Genomic DNA, 16,373 nt, shown 5'->3' on the forward strand with positions numbered 1-16,373 from the left:
CCGGCACGGTCACCCTGCCCATGTCCCCCACGGTCAACAGCGCCGGACCTCACAGAAGTGTCACAGCGGGCCGGACATCCCGGGCACCCCACTTCGAACACCTGTAACAACTGGCAGAGTTCGTACGCTGTATAAGTGCCACCTGTGTGACAGGTGGTTTTTCTGTGACCAAAATCAGGGGTGGGTAGTGAGTCGTCGTAAAAGCCGTGCGTACAGACCGCTCAGCATGAAGCGGAGGGCGTGGCTGACGCTCGGTGCGGTGGTTCTGGGGGGCGGCGGCATCGCGACCTACGCCGCCGCAAGTCCGTCGACCGACGCCTCGGGGGACCTTCAGCCCAAACGGCCGGTGAAGGTCTACAACCTCGCGCTGAAGGCTCCCGAGACCGGCGAGCGCGAGCTGCCGCGCACCGAGACCAAGCAGTTCTCGCTGCTCGGTATCTCCTGGACAGGGGCGACCAAGCGCCTCGACGGCAAGGCGCAGGTACGCACCCGGAGCATCGACACCGGCGCGTGGACGTCCTGGCAGGACCTGGAGACGGACGCTGACCCGGTGGAGGACGCCGACGAGCGGGCCGGGGCGCGCGGCGCGTCCGAACCGTTGTGGGTGGGCCCCTCGGACGGTGTCGAGGTACAGGTCGTCCACGAGGACGGCACCACCAGCGCCGGACTGCCCTCGGGTCTCAAGGTCAACCTGGTCGACCCGGGCATCGCGACCGCCGCGGAGCAGCGGGACGCGGGCGACGACACGGACCCGGCGGCGTATGCCGAGGACGTGACGCCGAGCCCGACCCCGACCGACACGGCCACGTCCACCGCCTCCCCGACGGCGACGCCGACACCCACGCCGACCCCGACCGCCACCACCCCCACCGCGCCCCCGTCGACGGTCCCCGAGCCGTCGATCGTCTCCCGCGCCGGCTGGGGAGCCGACGAGAAGCTCAGCCCCGACCCGTCGGAGTACAACGCGGATGTGAAGGCCGTCTTCGTCCATCACACGGCCGGGTCGAACGACTACACCTGCGCCGAATCGGCGTCGATCGTACGGGCCATCTACGCGTACCACACCGCCCCAGCCCCCAGCGGCAACGGCTGGAACGACATCGGCTACAACTTCCTCGTCGACAAGTGCGGCACGATCTTCGAGGGCCGCAAGGGTGGCGTCGACCAGCCGGTCCTGGGCGCCCACACCTACGGGTGGAACCGTGAGTCCACCGGCATCGCGGTCCTCGGCGAGTACACCGCGACGGGCGCCTCGAACGCCGCCCTCACCTCCGTCGCCCGGATCGCGGCCTGGAAGCTCGGCCAGTACGGCGTCGACCCCGACTCCACCGTCCAGCTGAAGGCCGGTGCGACCCAACAGAACCTCGCCGGTACGAGCTTCACGGCCGGTGAGTCCTACACCTTCAACCGGGTCTCCGGCCACCGCGACGGCTACGCCACCGAGTGCCCGGGCACCTCGCTCTACGCCCAGCTGCCGACCATCCGCGCCTGGGCGTCCGGCCCGGTGCAGGGCCTGGAGCTCACCTCGCTGACCGGCGCGACCCTGTCCGGCACGACGTACTACACGAAGGGCGCGATCACGGCGAAGTGGTCCACCACCACGCCGGGTTCGCTGATCTCCAAGTTCGAGCTGCTGGTGGACGGCAAGGTCGTCGCCACCGCGTCCGGTACGGCCACCTCGGCGAGCACCACCCTGGCCGCGGGCAGCCACAAGGTCGCCGTACGGGCCGTGCACCAGTCCGGCAAGGCCACTCCCGCGACCGGCGCGCTGACCGTCGTCACCGACACCACCGCGCCGACCTTCTCCACCACCCCGAAGATCACCCTGCGCACCGGCACGGTCAACCCCACCGCCGTCCCGGTCACCCTCGGCTGGAAGGCCGCCGACTCCCAGGCCCTCACGTCGGTGAGCCTGCTGTCCCCGACGACGGCCACCTTCGGCCCGACCACCACCAGCTCCAGCCGTACCGCCAAGTCCGGTACCGCGAGCGTCTGGTCGATGAAGGCGTCCGACGTCGCGGGCAACACCCGCACCTCGTCGCCCTCTTACACGCCGATGATCCTCCAGGAGACCTCGGCCACGAAGTCCGGCAGCTGGACGAGCCGTTCCTCCACCAGCTACCTCGGTGGCAAGTCGTACTCCAGCGGTTCCAAGAACGCGAGCCTGACCTGGACGTTCACCGGCAAGTCCGCCGCGTGGACGGTCTCGCGGGCGGCCACCTCCGGGCAGGCGTACGTGTACGTGGACGGCACCAAGGTCGCGACCGTGGACCTGAAGTCCTCGACCACGAAGTACCGCGACGCGATCTGGACCAAGTCCTGGTCCAGCAGCGCCAAGCACACCGTGAAGATCGTGGTGGTCGGCACCAGCGGCCGTCCGACGGTCACGACGGACGGCCTGGTCTACATCAAGTAGCCCGTCACAGCGCCGAATCCACCGGCTCGGGCGTCCGCTCCCCCGCACCCTGGGGAGTGGGCGCCCGTTCCGCGTTCACCACGACTCCCGCGATCAGCGCGGCCAGCAGCAGCGCGCCGAACGCCCACCAGGTGGCCACGTTGAAGCCGTGCACGGTCGCCTCGGCCTGCAACAGTTGTTTGTCGACGCCGGGTCCGGCGTGCGCGGTCAGGTAGGTCGCGGTCACGCTCGCGGCGATCGTGTTCAGCAGCGCCGTACCGATCGAACCGCCCACCTGCTGCGCGGTGTTGAAGGTCGCCGAGGCCGCCCCCGAGTCGCGCGGCGCGACACTTCCGGTGGCCAGCGAGATGGAGGTCATCATCGCCGTACTCATACCGAGGCCCAGCATCAGCATCCCGGGCAGGACGTGCGAGGCGTACGCCGGTTCCACGCCGACCTGCGCGATGACCGCCAACCCTCCCGCGGCCACGAGCAGTCCGGGCACCATCAGCGTCCTCGGCGGCACCTTGCTCAGCAGCCGTGCGGCGATCTGCGTCGAGCCGACGATCATCGCGGCGGTCATCGGCAGATATGCGAGCCCGGTCTTCAGCGGCGACCATCCGAGGACGCCCTGGAGGTAGTAGGTCAGAAAGAGGAACACGCCGAACATCCCGACGGTGACGAACAGGACGGTCAGGAAGGCGCCGACGCGCTGCCTGTCCTTGACCACCGACATCGGCAGCAACGGCACCCGCGCCCGGGTCTGCCACACCGCGAAGGCGGCGAGCAGGACGACTCCGGCGACCAGCAGGCCCACCACGAGCCCGTCGTCCCAACTCCGGGACGCCGCCTCGGAGAAGCCGTACACCAGCGACAGCATGCCGCCCGATCCGAGCAGCGCGCCCGGCACGTCGAGGTGGGCGTCGGGATGCCGTCCGCCGGGCGCGAGGATCGCCCATGCGCCCGCGAACGCGACCAGCGCGATGGGCACGTTGACGTACAGGCACCAGCGCCAGTCCAGATACTCGGTGAGCAGCCCGCCCGCGAGCAGCCCGATCGCGGCACCCGCCCCGACGATCGCCCCGAACACCCCGAAGGCCTTGGCCCGTTCCTTCGGTTCGGTGAACGTCGTCGCGAGCAGGGACAGCGCGGACGGCGCGAGCAGCGCGGCGAACACGCCCTGCAGTGCCCGCGCCCCGAACAGCATCCCCTGACCCGTCGCGGCCCCGCCGAGCGCGGAGGCGGCGGCGAAGCCGAGGAGTCCGATCATGAAGGCGGTCTTGCGCCCGGCGAGGTCGGCGATCCGGCCACCGAGCAGCAGAAGCCCGCCGAAGGCGAGGGTGTAGGCGGTGATGACCCACTGTCTGTTCCCGTCCGACATGTTCAGGTCGGCCTGGGCGGACGGCAGGGCGATGTTCACGATGGTCATGTCCAGCACGACCATCAACTGGGCGAGCGCGATGACCACCAGCGCCCACCAACGACGGTTGTCGGCCATGACCCCATCGTGCGCCTGCCGCCACCCCTTTGGGAACGGCAGCGTCTCTTATTACGGTTTTTTTGCGTCGCCCGCCTTGTCCGCGGGGTCAGCGCCGCACGGCACCCGTCGCATCCCGGCACAGCAGCCGCAGCGAGCCGTCCCCGGCGAAGCAGCGGCGGGCCTCGTCCACCGGGTCCCACAGCCGTCCGTCGGGCGTACGGACCCAGTGCTCGCCGCCGCTCGTCCACCACTCGGCACCGGTCTGGCGGACGACGACCTCACCGGCGTAGGCGCCGAGCCCGCGCAGCACGGTCTCCACGGCGGCGTACGGCGCCCCCTCCCGCCGTATCTCCTCGATCAGCCGGTCCACGCGCCACAGGCTCTGCGCCGAGTAGTCGAGCCGGACGCGGGCACCCTCGCGCAGGGCCGACACCGCGTCGGCGGCCCACCGCACGGGCTTGGCCGCGGCGGAGGGCCGGGGGGCGGGCGCGGCTGCCCGGCGGGTCGTCACATCAGTCGTCACATCAGTCGTCACATCAGCCATCACAGGGGAAAAAGCGTTTCGGCGGGGTGTTTCGTCACCCGGATCAGGGGCTTTCCGCCGGACCGGTGCAGGACCGACGCACCTTCGCCGCAACCCTTTCCGGACGGTCACAGGACCCTCCCGGTAGCGAGGTTGACGCGGGAGTGACGATTCGTCCCTCCCGCGCGCTCCTGTCTTCGATGAGCGACTACTTCCATCTCCGCGCGGTGCCGCCCTCGGCCCTGCGCAACAGCGCGAACTGGCTGCAACGGTTGTTCGAGGACGACTGGGACGCCGTACGCGAACGCATCGGACGACACCGGGAGGAGGTGCTGGACAAGTCCTACCTGGACCACGAACTCCTGTACGCCGGCGCCGAGGTGGTCCTCGGCGGCCTCCCGGTCCAGCCGGGCGACCACGGCAGACCCCCGTTCCTGCTCCTGACCGCGGCCCGGGCGAACCGCGTCTCCACATACCTGGGTGCGGCCGACTTCGAGGCCCTGTGGCGGGTCGTCCGCGAGGAACTGCTGCCGAGACACGGCGGGTCGGCCGCGGAACGGGAGGCGCGAGGGCTGTTCGCGGCGGCGCACCGGGACCTGACGGCGTTCTACGGACAGACCGCGCAGTACGGGGACGCGGTGGTCAAGTGGCTCGTCCGGTAAGCCGCCCGCCCGGTCAGCCACTCGCCCGGTGAGGAGCCGGTCCTCAGCCGCGCCGCCGGCTCCTGCGGGACACCACCGCGCGCAGCACCCGGCGACCCTCCGTGGAGACCTCCAGAGCGGGGCGCAGTCCTGCCGGGCCGTGGCCGGCGAGGAGTTCCAGGACGCTGATCTGGCGGCGCAGCTCGGCGGCGACGAGGGGGGACATACCCTCCGTACGGCCCTCACGGCGGGCGTCGACCGAGTCGCCGGCGCCCTTCAGGGGGTCGAGCAGCCGGTGGATCTGCAGCGCGGCGACCGAGCAGGCGTCGGCCCACGCCCGTACTCCGGCGGCGGACCGCTCGGCCGGCGCGGCGGCGAGCATCCGACGGGCCAGCCGCACGGCCTCGTCGTCACCGGAGCCGGAAGATTCACCGGTGGCCCCCTCGGCCGCCCCGAACTCCGCGTCCCCGCCCAGCTTCCCCCGCACCTGCTCCAGCCGTTCGCCCCACTCCTCGGCCCCGGCGTCGTCCGCGAGCCCGGCCCACAGGGGCCGCAGGACCTCGTCGTCGCCGCCGAGCAGCGGTACGCACCGATCCAAACAAGCCAACCCGCTGGCGGCCAGGCCGCGTTCGTCGGCCTGGCCGATCAGCTCCACCAGACTCATCCACGCCTCCCTCGCCGAGCGGCATTCCCTCACGGAACCCGCACTTCCCCTTACTGCGTGCGATGGCCCGGGAGTGTCACAGGGGCACCACACCGAGCCGGTCGAGCATACGGAAGAAGAGGTTTTCGGCCAACAGGTCGGGTTCGGCGCTCAGCACGTCCAGCAGGGGCTCCTCGGCCACCTCGTGCCCCGCCTCCGCGGCCCAGGCGACGGCCCGCGCGGCCGCGTCCCGGGGTTCGAGGAAGTAGTCCTCCAGGACCGGCCCCTCCTCGCCCAAGGCACCGGCCCCGAGGTGTCTCGCCATGGCGGCCCGGGCCAGACAGGTCGTCCAGGCCCCGCTCTCGGGCCCCGCCGCCTCCAGGACCACCGAGGCGCTGTCCATGACGTATCCGAAGAGCGCGGGCGAACCGGTCTCCAGGGCGAGGGCGTTCATGTTCCCGACCTCGCCCTCACCGCTCGCGTACTCCCAGACCTGCCATCCGCCGGGCGCCGACTCCCGCAGGACCATGCCCTCGGCACCGGCCAGCGCGTCCAGCTCGGCGAGCGGCCGCTCGCCGCGGCCCACGACGAAGTAACCCCAGTAGCCCATCCGCGGCCCCCCTGGCTGCTCGGTACGGTTCGGGCCCGAATACACCACATTCGTACGGTAGTTCGCAGCAGGATGGACCAAATCCGTCACACGGCGACGGGTGCTGGTCCCCGGCGGGCCTTCTCGTCCTGCATCCGGGTCAGCCGCAGCACGACGGCGGCGGCGAGCAGGGCGGCCACGAGGTCGAGACCGTCGGCGACCATCGCCTGCGTCACGGAGTCGTGGATCTCCTGTGCGGTGTCGGCGTCGTCGAACACGGTGTATAGGAACTCCCCGAGGGTGATCGAGAGGAGCCACAGCGTCCACCAGGCGTTGATCAGGGCATGCCCGTCGGGCTTGTCCCCCGTGCTGCTCGCGTCCCAGACGTCGGCCACGACCCGGCGCGGGTACCACAGGCTCACGATCGGCACGACCCAGCCGGCGATCACCCAGGCGCGCGCCTTGCGGTGTCCGTTCGGGGCGAACACCTCGGCGTTGAGCCGGACCCGCCACAGCCAGACGACGAAGACGACGGCGCAGGCCACCAGCAGGAGCGCCTGTGCGGCACCGGTCACGTCGGTGAGCGTGTCCGCCAGCTCGGACCGGTCCCATACGTCGGCCGCGGTGCCGCCGGCGAGGTCGCCGGCGACGTCGTACACGAGGAGGTGCCCGCCGAGGGCGCACACGTCGACGACCGCCGCCAGCGCGAGCAGCGCCGCGGTGGCCCGCCCGAGCCCGAGCGGCGAACGCAGCCGGATCGTCGGTGCGACACCGGCCGGCGGGGCCGCGAATCCGGCGGGCGTGGCGCATCCGGAGCACAGGACGCCGTCCGGTGCCGCTTCGAAGTGATGGCAGCGCGTGCAGAGCATGGTGAGGTCCCCCCGAGGTCCGGATGATCAACCGACCGCGCGGGTTCTCCCCAGAAGCTCACGCGCGGCATGCGGAACATACGGTTTGCCGGCCCGTACGTCCACCGGGAATCCCCGGTTCCTCATCCCAGCCGGTTCCCCAGCGCCTTGAACCGGGACCAGGTCAGGGCGGGCTTCCCCGGATCCCACAGCTTCTGCGTGGTGGCCCGCAGCGGCATCCGGATGCCCGACGCCACCTGGTCCTGCGTCTGCGCGTTCGGGAAGTCGCACCACACCGCGAAGTACCCGCCGAGGATCTGGCTGTCGTACTTCGAGGGGACGGCTGTCGTGCCGCGGAGGACTCGCGGGGTCCACTCCTCGTAGATCCGCTGTCCTGTCGGGTAGTAGAACTGGTTGGGCTGCCCGAGGACGTAGTAGAGGAACTTGTCGTTGTAGTTGACGACCTTGCGCCCCGCGCTCAGGTACTCCACCGGCTGCCGGGCGCCGATCTCCTTGCCCGTCCAGTACCCGACCCGGATGTCGCCGGCGGCCCGGACGGACGTCCCCCGGAAGAATCCGTCGTTCCACGCGAGCGGGGCCTTGCCGTGCGCCCGGACGGTGGCGGCGCGGTCGTTGAGCCAGCCCGTTGTCAGGTCCTCGACGCCGGCGCCGGCGCCGTAGGCCTTCCTGGCGGCGGTGGCGAGCTGCGGGTAGGTCGCCTCCGGGTCGGAGACCATCAGCGCACGGTACTCGTCGCCGCCGAGGTGCCAGTCGGCGCCGGGGAAGAGGCCGGCGTACTCCTTGAGCAGGTCGTCGACGAGCTTGGCGGATGCCGGGTTGGAGATGTCGACGGCCCCGCGCGCCGCGTTCCCCGCCGCACTGCGCAGCTGAAGCTCGGGGTGGGCGGCGAGGACGGCGCCCAGGTGCCCGGGCGAGTCGATCTCCGGCACGACGGTGATGTGCCGCTGGGCCGCGAGCGCGACGATCCTCTTCACCTGCGCCTTGGTCAGGTGCTGCGCGGACACGATCTCCGGGTGCGAGACGGACTCGATCCGGAAGGCCTGGTCGTCGGAGAAGTGCAGCTGGAGCCGGTTGAACTTCAGGTCGCCCAGCTCCCGGACCCGGTCCTCGATCCAGCCGGCCGTGAAGTTCTTGCGCGCGATGTCCAGGGAGAACCCGCGCACCGGCTTGGCGGGCCCGTCGCGCACGACGCCCTCCGGTGCCGTGGCGCCGCCGCGCACCTCCTGCTTGAGCGTGCGGGTGCCGTAGAAGACGCCCGCGTCGTCCGGCCCGCTGATGGCGACCCGCCCGCCGCGCACGGTCATGCGGTACGACTCCGGATCCGCGCCTTCGTCGTCGTCGAGCGTGAGGCGTACGTCCCCGGCGCGTACGTCGTCCTTCTGCCCGGCGTACGTCAGCCCCAGCTCTCCGGCGAGAAGGCGCCCCTCGTCGGCGAGGTCGGCGTCGTTCACGACCACGCGCAGCCCCCGGGCGGGACGCCAGCCGGGGCCGCGCGCCGGGGTGTGGGCGCGGACGGCGGGGATGGTGCGGGGGGTGGTGGACAGGGGGTAGGACCGTGTGGGGCTGGGGGCCGGGCTCGGGGATCTCGCCGGGGTCGGGGCACCTTCCGCTGCGCCGCCCGAGGGGGACTGGGCCTGGGACGTGGCCGATCCGGCCGGGCCGCTGTCGCCGCCCGCCCACAGCCCGAGGCTCACCCCGGCCGCGACGGTGACGGCCACCGCCCCCACGATCAGCCCCCGTGCCTGCTTCTCCGGTCGCTTCCTGTGCTGGCTCACATCGCCAACCTAGGGCCTCGAGGGAGCGGACCGTGTCCACCACACGTTCCGAAACTCTCCCGTGCGGGTGAAATTCGGGCATCCGTCGGACAGGTCATGTCCACTCTCGATAGCCTGAGGTCACATCGCTCACAGCTTCCCCTGCCGAAACACACGTGACGCCCACACATTCTCCCGGCCGACTGGCCATGCCGTCCCTGCCCACCGTCCTGGACGCCCTCAACAGCGCGCCCGCCGACGAGGCACGGCCCCTGCTCCTGGACTGTCTGCGCAGCCTGCGCTGGGCGGAGCGGGTCGTGGCGCACCGCCCCTATCCGACCGTGGACGCGCTGCTCGCGGCCGCGGACGAGGCGGCGTACGACCTGACGGTGTCGGATCTCTCCGAGGCCCTGGCGGCCGAGACGCTGCCCGTGCTGCCGGAGGACGCCCACTCGGCCGCCCACATGGCGATGGACGCGGCCCACGCGGCGTACGAGGCCCGCTTCGGCCACGCCTTCGTCATCTGCCTGGACGGCCTGCCCCCGGCAGAGGCCCTGGACCACGTCCTGGCGGGCATCCGGTCACGATTGACGAACGATCCGGAGGAGGAGCGGATGGTCGCGGCCGAGGAACTCCGCCGCATCGCACGGGGCCGCCTGGTGTCCGCCCTGAAGGGCGCAAGGCGGTAGACGGCACATAACAGCTCAGACCACCCCATCAGCCATCGAGTTCCCCCATCTGCGTGCCACTTTGATCACACAGGTAGGCCCCGGGTAAGCCCAGCGGCAGCGCATCGCTACGATGCTGGGGGCCGGTGGACCGTACCCGGCCGGGCCCGACCGACAGCACAAGCCGGCTGGCCCCGATACCCCGCTCCCGGAGGGACTTCCGTGCCGGCTGGAACGCTGTACCGCGGCCGGGAAGGAATGTGGTCCTGGGTGGCTCATCGAGTCACCGGCGTCCTCATCTTCTTCTTCCTGTTCGTTCACGTGCTGGACACCGCTCTCGTCCGTGTCTCACCCGAGGACTACGACAAGGTCGTAGCCACGTACAAGACCCCGCTCGTCGCGTGTCTGGAGTACGGCCTCGTGGCCGCCATCCTCTTCCACGCGCTCAACGGCCTGCGCGTCATCGCCGTCGACTTCTGGTCGAAGGGCCCGCGCTACCAGAAGCAGATGTTCTGGGTCGTGGCCGGCGTCTGGGTCGTGCTGATGCTCGGGGCGATCTACCCCGTCCTCGGCCACGCCGCTCGTGAACTGTTCGGGAGCTGATACCGATGGCGACCACTGAAACCACCCCGTCCGGTATCGGCCCCGTCGAGGGCGCCTCCGGCTACGGCGTCGACAACCCGGCGCCCCTCATCGAGGCCCCGCGCAAGCGCACCAAGAAGTCCCCGAAGTCCACGCGGGGCAACTTCGAGATGGCCGCCTGGCTGTTCATGCGCCTGTCCGGCATCGTGCTGGTCGTCCTGGTCATCGGCCACCTGCTGATCCAGCTGGTGCTGGACGGCGGCGTCTCCAAGGTCGGCTTCGCCTTCGTGGCGGGCCGCTGGGCGTCCCCGTTCTGGCAGGTCTGGGACCTGCTGATGCTCTGGCTCGCGATGCTGCACGGCGCCAACGGCCTGCGCACGATCATCAACGACTACGCGGAGCGGCCGGGCACCCGGCTGTGGCTCAAGGGCCTGCTCTACACCGCCACGGTGTTCACCATCCTGCTGGGCACGCTGGTGATCTTCACCTTCGACCCGAACATCCGCTAGGCACGGGGCTGCGAGAATCATGAAGATCCACAAGTACGACACCGTCATCGTCGGCGCCGGTGGCGCGGGCATGCGCGCGGCCATCGAGTCGACGAAGCGCAGCCGCACCGCGGTCCTGACCAAGCTGTACCCCACCCGCTCCCACACGGGCGCCGCGCAGGGCGGCATGGCCGCCGCGCTGGCCAACGTGGAGGAGGACAACTGGGAGTGGCACACCTTCGACACGGTCAAGGGCGGTGACTACCTGGTCGACCAGGACGCCGCCGAGATCCTCGCGAAGGAGGCCATCGACTCGGTCCTCGACCTGGAGAAGATGGGCCTGCCGTTCAACCGCACCCCGAACGGCACGATCGACCAGCGCCGCTTCGGCGGTCACTCCAGGAACCACGGCGAGGCCCCGGTCCGCCGCTCCTGCTACGCGGCCGACCGCACCGGCCACATGATCCTCCAGACGCTGTACCAGAACTGCGTCAAGGAGGGCGTGGAGTTCTTCAACGAGTTCTACGTCCTGGACCAGCTGATCACCGAGGTCGACGGCGTCAAGCGCTCGGCCGGTGTGGTGGCGTACGAGCTGGCCACCGGCGAGATCCACGTCTTCCAGGCGAAGGCCGTGATCTACGCGTCCGGCGGCTGCGGCAAGTTCTTCAAGGTGACGTCGAACGCGCACACCCTGACCGGTGACGGCCAGGCGGCGGTCTACCGCCGGGGCATCCCGCTGGAGGACATGGAGTTCTTCCAGTTCCACCCGACCGGCATCTGGCGCATGGGCATCCTGCTGACGGAGGGCGCCCGCGGTGAGGGCGGCATCCTGCGCAACAAGGACGGCGAGCGCTTCATGGAGAAGTACGCGCCGGTCATGAAGGACCTCGCGTCCCGTGACGTCGTCTCGCGCTCCATCTACACGGAGATCCGTGAGGGCCGCGGCTGCGGTCCCGAGGGTGACCACGTCTACCTGGACCTGACCCACCTGCCGCCGGAGCAGCTGGACGCGAAGCTCCCGGACATCACCGAGTTCGCGCGCACCTACCTCGGTATCGAGCCGTACACGGACCCGATCCCGATCCAGCCCACCGCGCACTACGCGATGGGCGGCATCCCGACCAACGTCGAGGGTGAGGTCCTGGCGGACAACACGACGGTCGTCCCGGGCCTGTACGCGGCCGGCGAGGTCGCCTGCGTGTCCGTGCACGGCGCCAACCGCCTCGGCACGAACTCGCTGCTGGACATCAACGTGTTCGGCAAGCGGGCGGGCATCGCCGCCGCCGAGTACTCCCAGAAGGCCGACTTCGTCGAGCTGCCGGAGAACCCGGCGGAGCTGGTCGTCGCCCAGGTCGAGCGCCTGCGTGACGCCACCGGCACCGAGCGGGTCTCCGTCCTGCGCCGCGAGCTGCAGGAGACCATGGACGCGAACGTCATGGTGTTCCGCACCGAGCAGACGATCAAGACGGCGGTCGAGAAGATCGCGGAGCTGCGCGAGCGCTACCTGAACGTCTCGATCCAGGACAAGGGCAAGCGGTTCAACACCGACCTGCTGGAGGCCATCGAGCTGGGCAACCTGCTCGACCTGGCCGAGGTCATGGCGGTGTCGGCGCTGGCCCGCAAGGAGTCCCGCGGCGGTCACTACCGCGAGGACTACCCGAACCGCGACGACGTCAACTTCATGCGCCACACCATGGCGTACCGCGAGGTGGGCGACGACGGCACCGAGTCCATCCGTCTCGACTACAAGCCGGTCGTCCAGACCCGCTACCAGCCGATGGAGCGTAAGTACTGATGGCAACCCCGACCCTGGACAAGGCGGATGCGGCCGGCACGCCCGAGCCCGGCTTCGCCGACTCCCCGTACATCACGGCCACCTTCCGCATCCGCCGCTTCAACTCCGAGGTCTCGGCGGAGGCGACCTGGGAAGACTTCCAGGTGGAGATCGACCCGAAGGAACGTGTCCTCGACGCCCTTCACAAGATCAAGTGGGAGCTGGACGGCACGCTGACCTTCCGCCGCTCCTGCGCGCACGGCATCTGCGGCTCGGACGCCATGCGGATCAACGGCAAGAACCGTCTGGCCTGCAAGACGCTGATCAAGGACCTCAACCCCGAGAAGCCGATCACGGTCGAGGCCATCAAGGGCCTCACGGTCCTCAAGGACCTGGTCGTCGACATGGACCCGTTCTTCCAGGCGTACCGCGATGTGATGCCCTTCCTCATCACGAAGGACACCAACGAGCCGACGCGTGAGCGTCTCCAGACGGCCGAGGACCGCGAGCGCTTCGACGACACGACGAAGTGCATCCTGTGCGCGGCCTGCACCTCGTCCTGCCCGGTCTTCTGGAACGACGGCCAGTACTTCGGCCCGGCGGCCATCGTCAACGCCCACCGCTTCATCTTCGACTCGCGTGACGAGGCGGGCGAGCAGCGCCTGGAGATCCTCAACGACCGCGACGGCGTGTGGCGCTGCCGCACGACCTTCAACTGCACGGACGCCTGCCCGCGCGGCATCGAGGTCACGAAGGCGATCCAGGAGGTGAAGCGAGCGCTGATCACGCGCCGCTTCTGATCTCCGTTCTCCTACGGTGAGGTGGGCCCCGTATCCCGGTTCGCACCGGGGCGGGGCCCTCGCTCGTTTCCCGGGCGTCCGGTGCTGCCCCCATCAGCCAACTCCCGTGTGCCCACTGTTACTTGGGGGGCGTGAGTTGCAGACTGGTCTCATGGCACTCCTGAGGAAAGCCGCCGCCGCGCTCTGCGCCGCCGCAGCGGTACTGCTCGTGACACCCCCCACTGCCTCCGCCGCCCCCTACGGACCGCCCGTCCGGGAGAACTTCGACCGGCTGCCCCTCGGTCCCGTCACCGGGGGACGCGGCTGGTCCACGGACACGGCCGACGGCACGTTGACGATCGTCCGTGGCGCCCCGGGGCACGGGCGTGAGCTGCGGATCCGTACCGAGGGCAATGGTCGGGCCTTCCTCGTGTTCGATGGGCTCTCCGCGCCCGGCAACAGCTTCTGGGGGCGGGTGCGGCTGCGGGTCGCGGGCTTTCCCACAGCGCCGGACTGGGCCCACTGGACGATCGCCGAGGCGTCCGGGGCGGACTCGCCGACGCTGGTGCGTCCGCTCGGCGGGCAGTTCGCGCCGACCGACGGCGGCAACTTCTGGGGTGTCGGGTCCGACCTCGGGCCCACCGGGGACTGGACCTCCTGGAAGACCTCCTCGCCGGCCGTCGCCGGGGCGTGGCAGTGCGTCGAGTTCCATCTCGATGCCACCGACAACCGGGTCACCGTGTACCTCGACGGCGTGGAGCACTCCGACCTGACCGTGTCCACCGAGGAGCACGGAGGCACCGCGGACGATTTCGTCTTCCCCACCTTCGACAGGCTGAAGCTGGGCTGGCAGCTCTACCAGGCGAACCCGACGCCTTCGTCGTACGACATCCGCATGGACGACATCGCACTCGGCACCCGGCGAGTGGGCGGCTGCGGAAACGGGGACTGAATCCGAGATTGCCCGGGAAGTCGTCAGGGACGGTTACGGGAACCTGTGACGGCCTTGCCGGCGGTGCTAGACGATGTTGCGGGCCAGCGTCCAGGCCACGGCCGTCGCGAGGACGGCCACCTGCGCCCGGGGGCTCAGTGTGGGACGCCAGCGCCGGCCGTGCAGGCCCGCCCACGCCCAGCGGGCCAGCAGGAGGACGGCGTACGGCGCGGCGAGCAGCAGGGCCCGGTTGTCCAGCCAGGCCTCGGCGAGGTGGCCATGCATCAGGTCGTACACCATGCGGGTGCCGCCGCAGGCCGGGCAGAGCAGGCCGGTGAGCATGCGGAACGGGCACTGCGGCAGGACATGGCCGGGCTCGTGCGGGTCGGTGCGGTAGAGGTACCCGGCACCGGCGGCTCCCGCGGCGAGCACCGCCGCCGGTGCCGTCGCGGGGTGGCGGAGCGGGGAGCGCCGTTCGGGCACCGGGATCTCGGCCCCCGGTGCCCTAGCTGCGGAGGATCCGGCCTTGTTCATCGGTGTGGTCGTTCCCGGTGAGCAGGAGGATGCCGTCGATCAGCGACCAGACGCCCAGGCCGCCGCAGGTGAAGAGCTGTGCGAGCCCCATCCCGACGTTGCCCAGGTAGAAGCGTCCCACGCCGAAGCCGCCGAGGGTGAGCTGGAGGATGCCCGCGATGACCTTCGACTTGTCGGAGTACGGCCGCCCGTACGGGTCGTAGCCGTAGGGGGCGTTGGGGTCTCCGGTGTACGTCCCCGGGGGCGGCGGGTAGTAGCCCGGCGGGGGGAACCCGGGAGGCGGGTACCCCGGCTGCTGATAGCCCGGCGGGGGGTAGCCCGGCTGGGGTCCCGGCGGCGGATACCCCGGCTGCTGTGGGCCCGGCTGGGGGTCCTGCTGTTCCTGACCCTGCTGTTCGCTCAAGGGAGACTGCTCCTGGGGACCGAAGCGGGAGGACCCGCGAAAAGACGACAATGCGCCCGGTCATCATGCCCGACGACACCGCGTCGCAGAAGCCCGTTTCCGCACCCCCGGCTTAATCTGACGGCATGTCAGATGACCAGTCGTACGAACTGCTCGGATTCGACAACGTGCTGCTGCCCGTCGGGGACCTCGGCGAGGCGCTCTCCTTCTACGGGCGCGCGGGCTTCACGGTGGGCTTCCGGCTCGACGAGGCCGGGATCGCGCTGCTGAAGGTGGGCGGTGAGACGCCCGGGATCCTGCTCCGGCAGGAGGAGGGGCTGGGGCACCGGCCGCCGCCGTGGCCCGCCACACGCGTGTGGCTGGAGGTACCGGATGCCAGGACCGCCGCCCGGGAGCTGCGGACGGCCGGGGTCGAACTGCTCGACGAGCCCTTCTCCGTGGCCACCGGCTGGACCGTCGAGGTCGCCGACCCGTGGGGGAACGTCCTCGGGTTCACCGACTACACCAAGCGTCCGGAGCTCGCCCGGCGAGCCTGAGGTCAGGCATGGTTAGGCTCTCTTTCCGTGCCTGCGAACAACGAAGGGCCCGACGAGGGCGGTACCACCGGCAAGTCCGAGCCGACGAGCAAGTCCGAACAGACTCGCGCGCTGATCCTGGAGACGGCCATGCGGCTGTTCCGGGAGCGGGGGTACGACAGGACCACCATGCGGGCCATCGCCCAGGAGGCCGGCGTCTCCGTCGGCAACGCGTACTACTACTTCGCGGGCAAGGAACACCTGATCCAGGGCTTCTACGACCGGATCGCCGCCGAGCACCGGGTGGCGGTCCGGGAGCTCCTGGCCCGGGAGAGCGACCTGGAGGCCCGGCTCGCGGGGGTCCTGAAGATCTGGCTGGACATCGCGCGGCCGTACCACGAGTTCGCGGTGCAGTTCTTCAAGAACGCCGCCGACCCCGACAGCCCGCTCAGTCCCTTCTCGCCCGAGTCGGAGCACGCGCGCGTGGAGGCCATCGCCGTGCACCGCGAGGTGCTCCGGGGCGCGACGAGGACGAAGGTGCCCGAGGAACTCCAGGACATCCTGCCCGAGTTGATGTGGCTGTCCCAGATGGGACTCGTCCTGTACTGGATCTTCGACCGCACGGAGGGCCGTGAGCGCAGCTACCGGCTCGCGGAGCGCGGTGCCCGGCTCACCGCGAGGGGCGTGTCGCTGGCCCGCTTCCGGGTGCTCAGGCCGCTCGTACGGGAGGTGCACGAGCTGTTCACGGACTTCCTGCCGGGGATGACGAAGGTGATGCCGGACCCCGGCAGGAAGGCGTAGTCAC

The 16,373-nt window shown here is 70.4% G+C and carries 18 protein-coding genes; 10 read left to right on the plus strand and 8 right to left on the minus strand.

The genetic code is table 11. From position 1 onward, the window contains the following. Positions 1-226: 226 nt before the first annotated feature. Positions 227-2,416 (plus strand): peptidoglycan recognition protein, encoded by a 2,190-nt coding sequence (locus ACIRP7_RS08060; protein ID WP_403655256.1) that lies wholly within the window; start codon positions 227-229, stop codon positions 2,414-2,416. Positions 2,417-2,420: 4 nt separating this feature from the next. Here ACIRP7_RS08060 and ACIRP7_RS08065 read toward each other — a convergent pair whose 3' ends face one another. After that, positions 2,421-3,893, minus strand: coding sequence for an MFS transporter (locus tag ACIRP7_RS08065; RefSeq protein WP_403655258.1), 1,473 nt, complete (start codon positions 3,891-3,893; stop codon positions 2,421-2,423). An 88-nt stretch (positions 3,894-3,981) separates the two neighbouring features. Further along, a complete protein-coding gene (locus tag ACIRP7_RS08070; protein ID WP_403655260.1) occupies positions 3,982-4,410 on the minus strand; it encodes a hypothetical protein in 429 nt (142 codons plus the stop codon). Between the two features lie 188 nt (positions 4,411-4,598). Here ACIRP7_RS08070 and ACIRP7_RS08075 point away from each other — a divergent pair, with 188 nt between their 5' ends. Next, positions 4,599-5,060 (plus strand): DUF1877 domain-containing protein, encoded by a 462-nt coding sequence (locus ACIRP7_RS08075; protein WP_403655262.1) that lies wholly within the window; start codon positions 4,599-4,601, stop codon positions 5,058-5,060. Between the two features lie 43 nt (positions 5,061-5,103). Here the strand turns inward: ACIRP7_RS08075 and ACIRP7_RS08080 are convergent, their stop codons facing one another. From ACIRP7_RS08080 to ACIRP7_RS08095, 4 genes are all read right to left on the minus strand, one after another. Then, positions 5,104-5,703 carry a hypothetical protein gene (locus ACIRP7_RS08080; RefSeq protein ID WP_403655264.1) on the minus strand — a complete coding sequence of 200 codons (600 nt, stop codon included), beginning with the start codon at positions 5,701-5,703 and terminating at the stop codon, positions 5,104-5,106. A 76-nt stretch (positions 5,704-5,779) separates the two neighbouring features. Next, entirely contained in the window at positions 5,780-6,292 is a 513-nt protein-coding gene (locus ACIRP7_RS08085; protein WP_403655266.1) for a hypothetical protein, read from the minus strand. 86 nt (positions 6,293-6,378) lie between these two features. Next, positions 6,379-7,140, minus strand: a complete 762-nt coding sequence (locus ACIRP7_RS08090; RefSeq protein WP_403655268.1) for a DUF4328 domain-containing protein — start codon at positions 7,138-7,140, stop codon at positions 6,379-6,381. A 122-nt stretch (positions 7,141-7,262) separates the two neighbouring features. After that, positions 7,263-8,915, minus strand: coding sequence for a family 20 glycosylhydrolase (locus ACIRP7_RS08095; RefSeq protein WP_403655270.1), 1,653 nt, complete (start codon positions 8,913-8,915; stop codon positions 7,263-7,265). Positions 8,916-9,070: 155 nt separating this feature from the next. On the opposite strand from ACIRP7_RS08095, the gene ACIRP7_RS08100 reads away from it, so the two are divergent. From ACIRP7_RS08100 to ACIRP7_RS08125, 6 genes are all read left to right on the plus strand, one after another. Further along, positions 9,071-9,583: a 2-oxo-4-hydroxy-4-carboxy-5-ureidoimidazoline decarboxylase gene (locus tag ACIRP7_RS08100; RefSeq protein ID WP_403655272.1), complete on the plus strand. Its 513-nt coding sequence runs from the start codon at positions 9,071-9,073 to the stop codon at positions 9,581-9,583. A 201-nt stretch (positions 9,584-9,784) separates the two neighbouring features. After that, positions 9,785-10,165: a succinate dehydrogenase, cytochrome b556 subunit gene (gene sdhC / locus ACIRP7_RS08105; RefSeq protein ID WP_352389094.1), complete on the plus strand. Its 381-nt coding sequence runs from the start codon at positions 9,785-9,787 to the stop codon at positions 10,163-10,165. A 5-nt stretch (positions 10,166-10,170) separates the two neighbouring features. Further along, complete coding sequence (locus ACIRP7_RS08110; RefSeq protein ID WP_403655275.1) at positions 10,171-10,653, plus strand: succinate dehydrogenase hydrophobic membrane anchor subunit; 483 nt, start codon at positions 10,171-10,173, stop codon at positions 10,651-10,653. A gap of 19 nt (positions 10,654-10,672) precedes the next feature. Further along, positions 10,673-12,427 (plus strand): succinate dehydrogenase flavoprotein subunit, encoded by a 1,755-nt coding sequence (gene sdhA / locus ACIRP7_RS08115; RefSeq protein ID WP_389811101.1) that lies wholly within the window; start codon positions 10,673-10,675, stop codon positions 12,425-12,427. Beyond that, positions 12,427-13,206, plus strand: coding sequence for a succinate dehydrogenase iron-sulfur subunit (locus ACIRP7_RS08120; RefSeq protein ID WP_403655277.1), 780 nt, complete (start codon positions 12,427-12,429; stop codon positions 13,204-13,206). Before sdhA ends, ACIRP7_RS08120 begins: the two co-directional genes overlap by 1 nt. A 151-nt stretch (positions 13,207-13,357) precedes the next feature. After that, on the plus strand, positions 13,358-14,137 hold the full coding sequence (locus ACIRP7_RS08125) for a hypothetical protein (RefSeq protein WP_403655279.1): 780 nt from the start codon (positions 13,358-13,360) through the stop codon (positions 14,135-14,137). 66 nt (positions 14,138-14,203) lie between these two features. On the opposite strand, the gene ACIRP7_RS08130 is transcribed toward ACIRP7_RS08125, so the two are convergent. Together ACIRP7_RS08130 and ACIRP7_RS08135 are read right to left on the minus strand one after the other, a co-directional pair. Beyond that, positions 14,204-14,650: a DUF2752 domain-containing protein gene (locus ACIRP7_RS08130; protein WP_403655281.1), complete on the minus strand. Its 447-nt coding sequence runs from the start codon at positions 14,648-14,650 to the stop codon at positions 14,204-14,206. Further along, complete coding sequence (locus ACIRP7_RS08135; RefSeq protein WP_403655283.1) at positions 14,622-15,053, minus strand: TM2 domain-containing protein; 432 nt, start codon at positions 15,051-15,053, stop codon at positions 14,622-14,624. The genes ACIRP7_RS08130 and ACIRP7_RS08135 overlap by 29 nt, the downstream gene beginning before the upstream one ends. Before the next feature lie 125 nt (positions 15,054-15,178). On the opposite strand from ACIRP7_RS08135, the gene ACIRP7_RS08140 reads away from it, so the two are divergent. After that, the gene (locus ACIRP7_RS08140) at positions 15,179-15,589 is read left to right on the plus strand and encodes a VOC family protein (protein ID WP_352389101.1); all 411 of its coding nucleotides are present in this window, start codon (positions 15,179-15,181) and stop codon (positions 15,587-15,589) included. A gap of 27 nt (positions 15,590-15,616) precedes the next feature. Next, positions 15,617-16,369, plus strand: coding sequence for a TetR/AcrR family transcriptional regulator (locus ACIRP7_RS08145; protein WP_403655285.1), 753 nt, complete (start codon positions 15,617-15,619; stop codon positions 16,367-16,369). The last annotated feature ends 4 nt before the right edge of the window (positions 16,370-16,373 follow it).

This window comes from Streptomyces sp. NPDC102270, from assembly GCF_044766405.1.
GTDB lineage: Bacteria > Actinomycetota > Actinomycetes > Streptomycetales > Streptomycetaceae > Streptomyces.

Coding starts and splice junctions, on each gene's coding strand:
- ACIRP7_RS08065 (WP_403655258.1), bottom strand. CDS start 3,893: ATGGCCGACAACCGTCGTTGGTGGGCGCTGGTGGTCATCGCGCTCGCC.
- ACIRP7_RS08130 (WP_403655281.1), bottom strand. CDS start 14,650: ATGAACAAGGCCGGATCCTCCGCAGCTAGGGCACCGGGGGCCGAGATC.
- ACIRP7_RS08140 (WP_352389101.1), top strand. CDS start 15,179: ATGTCAGATGACCAGTCGTACGAACTGCTCGGATTCGACAACGTGCTG.
- ACIRP7_RS08060 (WP_403655256.1), top strand. CDS start 227: ATGAAGCGGAGGGCGTGGCTGACGCTCGGTGCGGTGGTTCTGGGGGGC.
- ACIRP7_RS08120 (WP_403655277.1), top strand. CDS start 12,427: ATGGCAACCCCGACCCTGGACAAGGCGGATGCGGCCGGCACGCCCGAG.
- ACIRP7_RS08080 (WP_403655264.1), bottom strand. CDS start 5,703: ATGAGTCTGGTGGAGCTGATCGGCCAGGCCGACGAACGCGGCCTGGCC.
- ACIRP7_RS08090 (WP_403655268.1), bottom strand. CDS start 7,140: ATGCTCTGCACGCGCTGCCATCACTTCGAAGCGGCACCGGACGGCGTC.
- sdhA (WP_389811101.1), top strand. CDS start 10,673: ATGAAGATCCACAAGTACGACACCGTCATCGTCGGCGCCGGTGGCGCG.
- ACIRP7_RS08110 (WP_403655275.1), top strand. CDS start 10,171: ATGGCGACCACTGAAACCACCCCGTCCGGTATCGGCCCCGTCGAGGGC.
- ACIRP7_RS08085 (WP_403655266.1), bottom strand. CDS start 6,292: ATGGGCTACTGGGGTTACTTCGTCGTGGGCCGCGGCGAGCGGCCGCTC.
- ACIRP7_RS08075 (WP_403655262.1), top strand. CDS start 4,599: ATGAGCGACTACTTCCATCTCCGCGCGGTGCCGCCCTCGGCCCTGCGC.
- ACIRP7_RS08125 (WP_403655279.1), top strand. CDS start 13,358: ATGGCACTCCTGAGGAAAGCCGCCGCCGCGCTCTGCGCCGCCGCAGCG.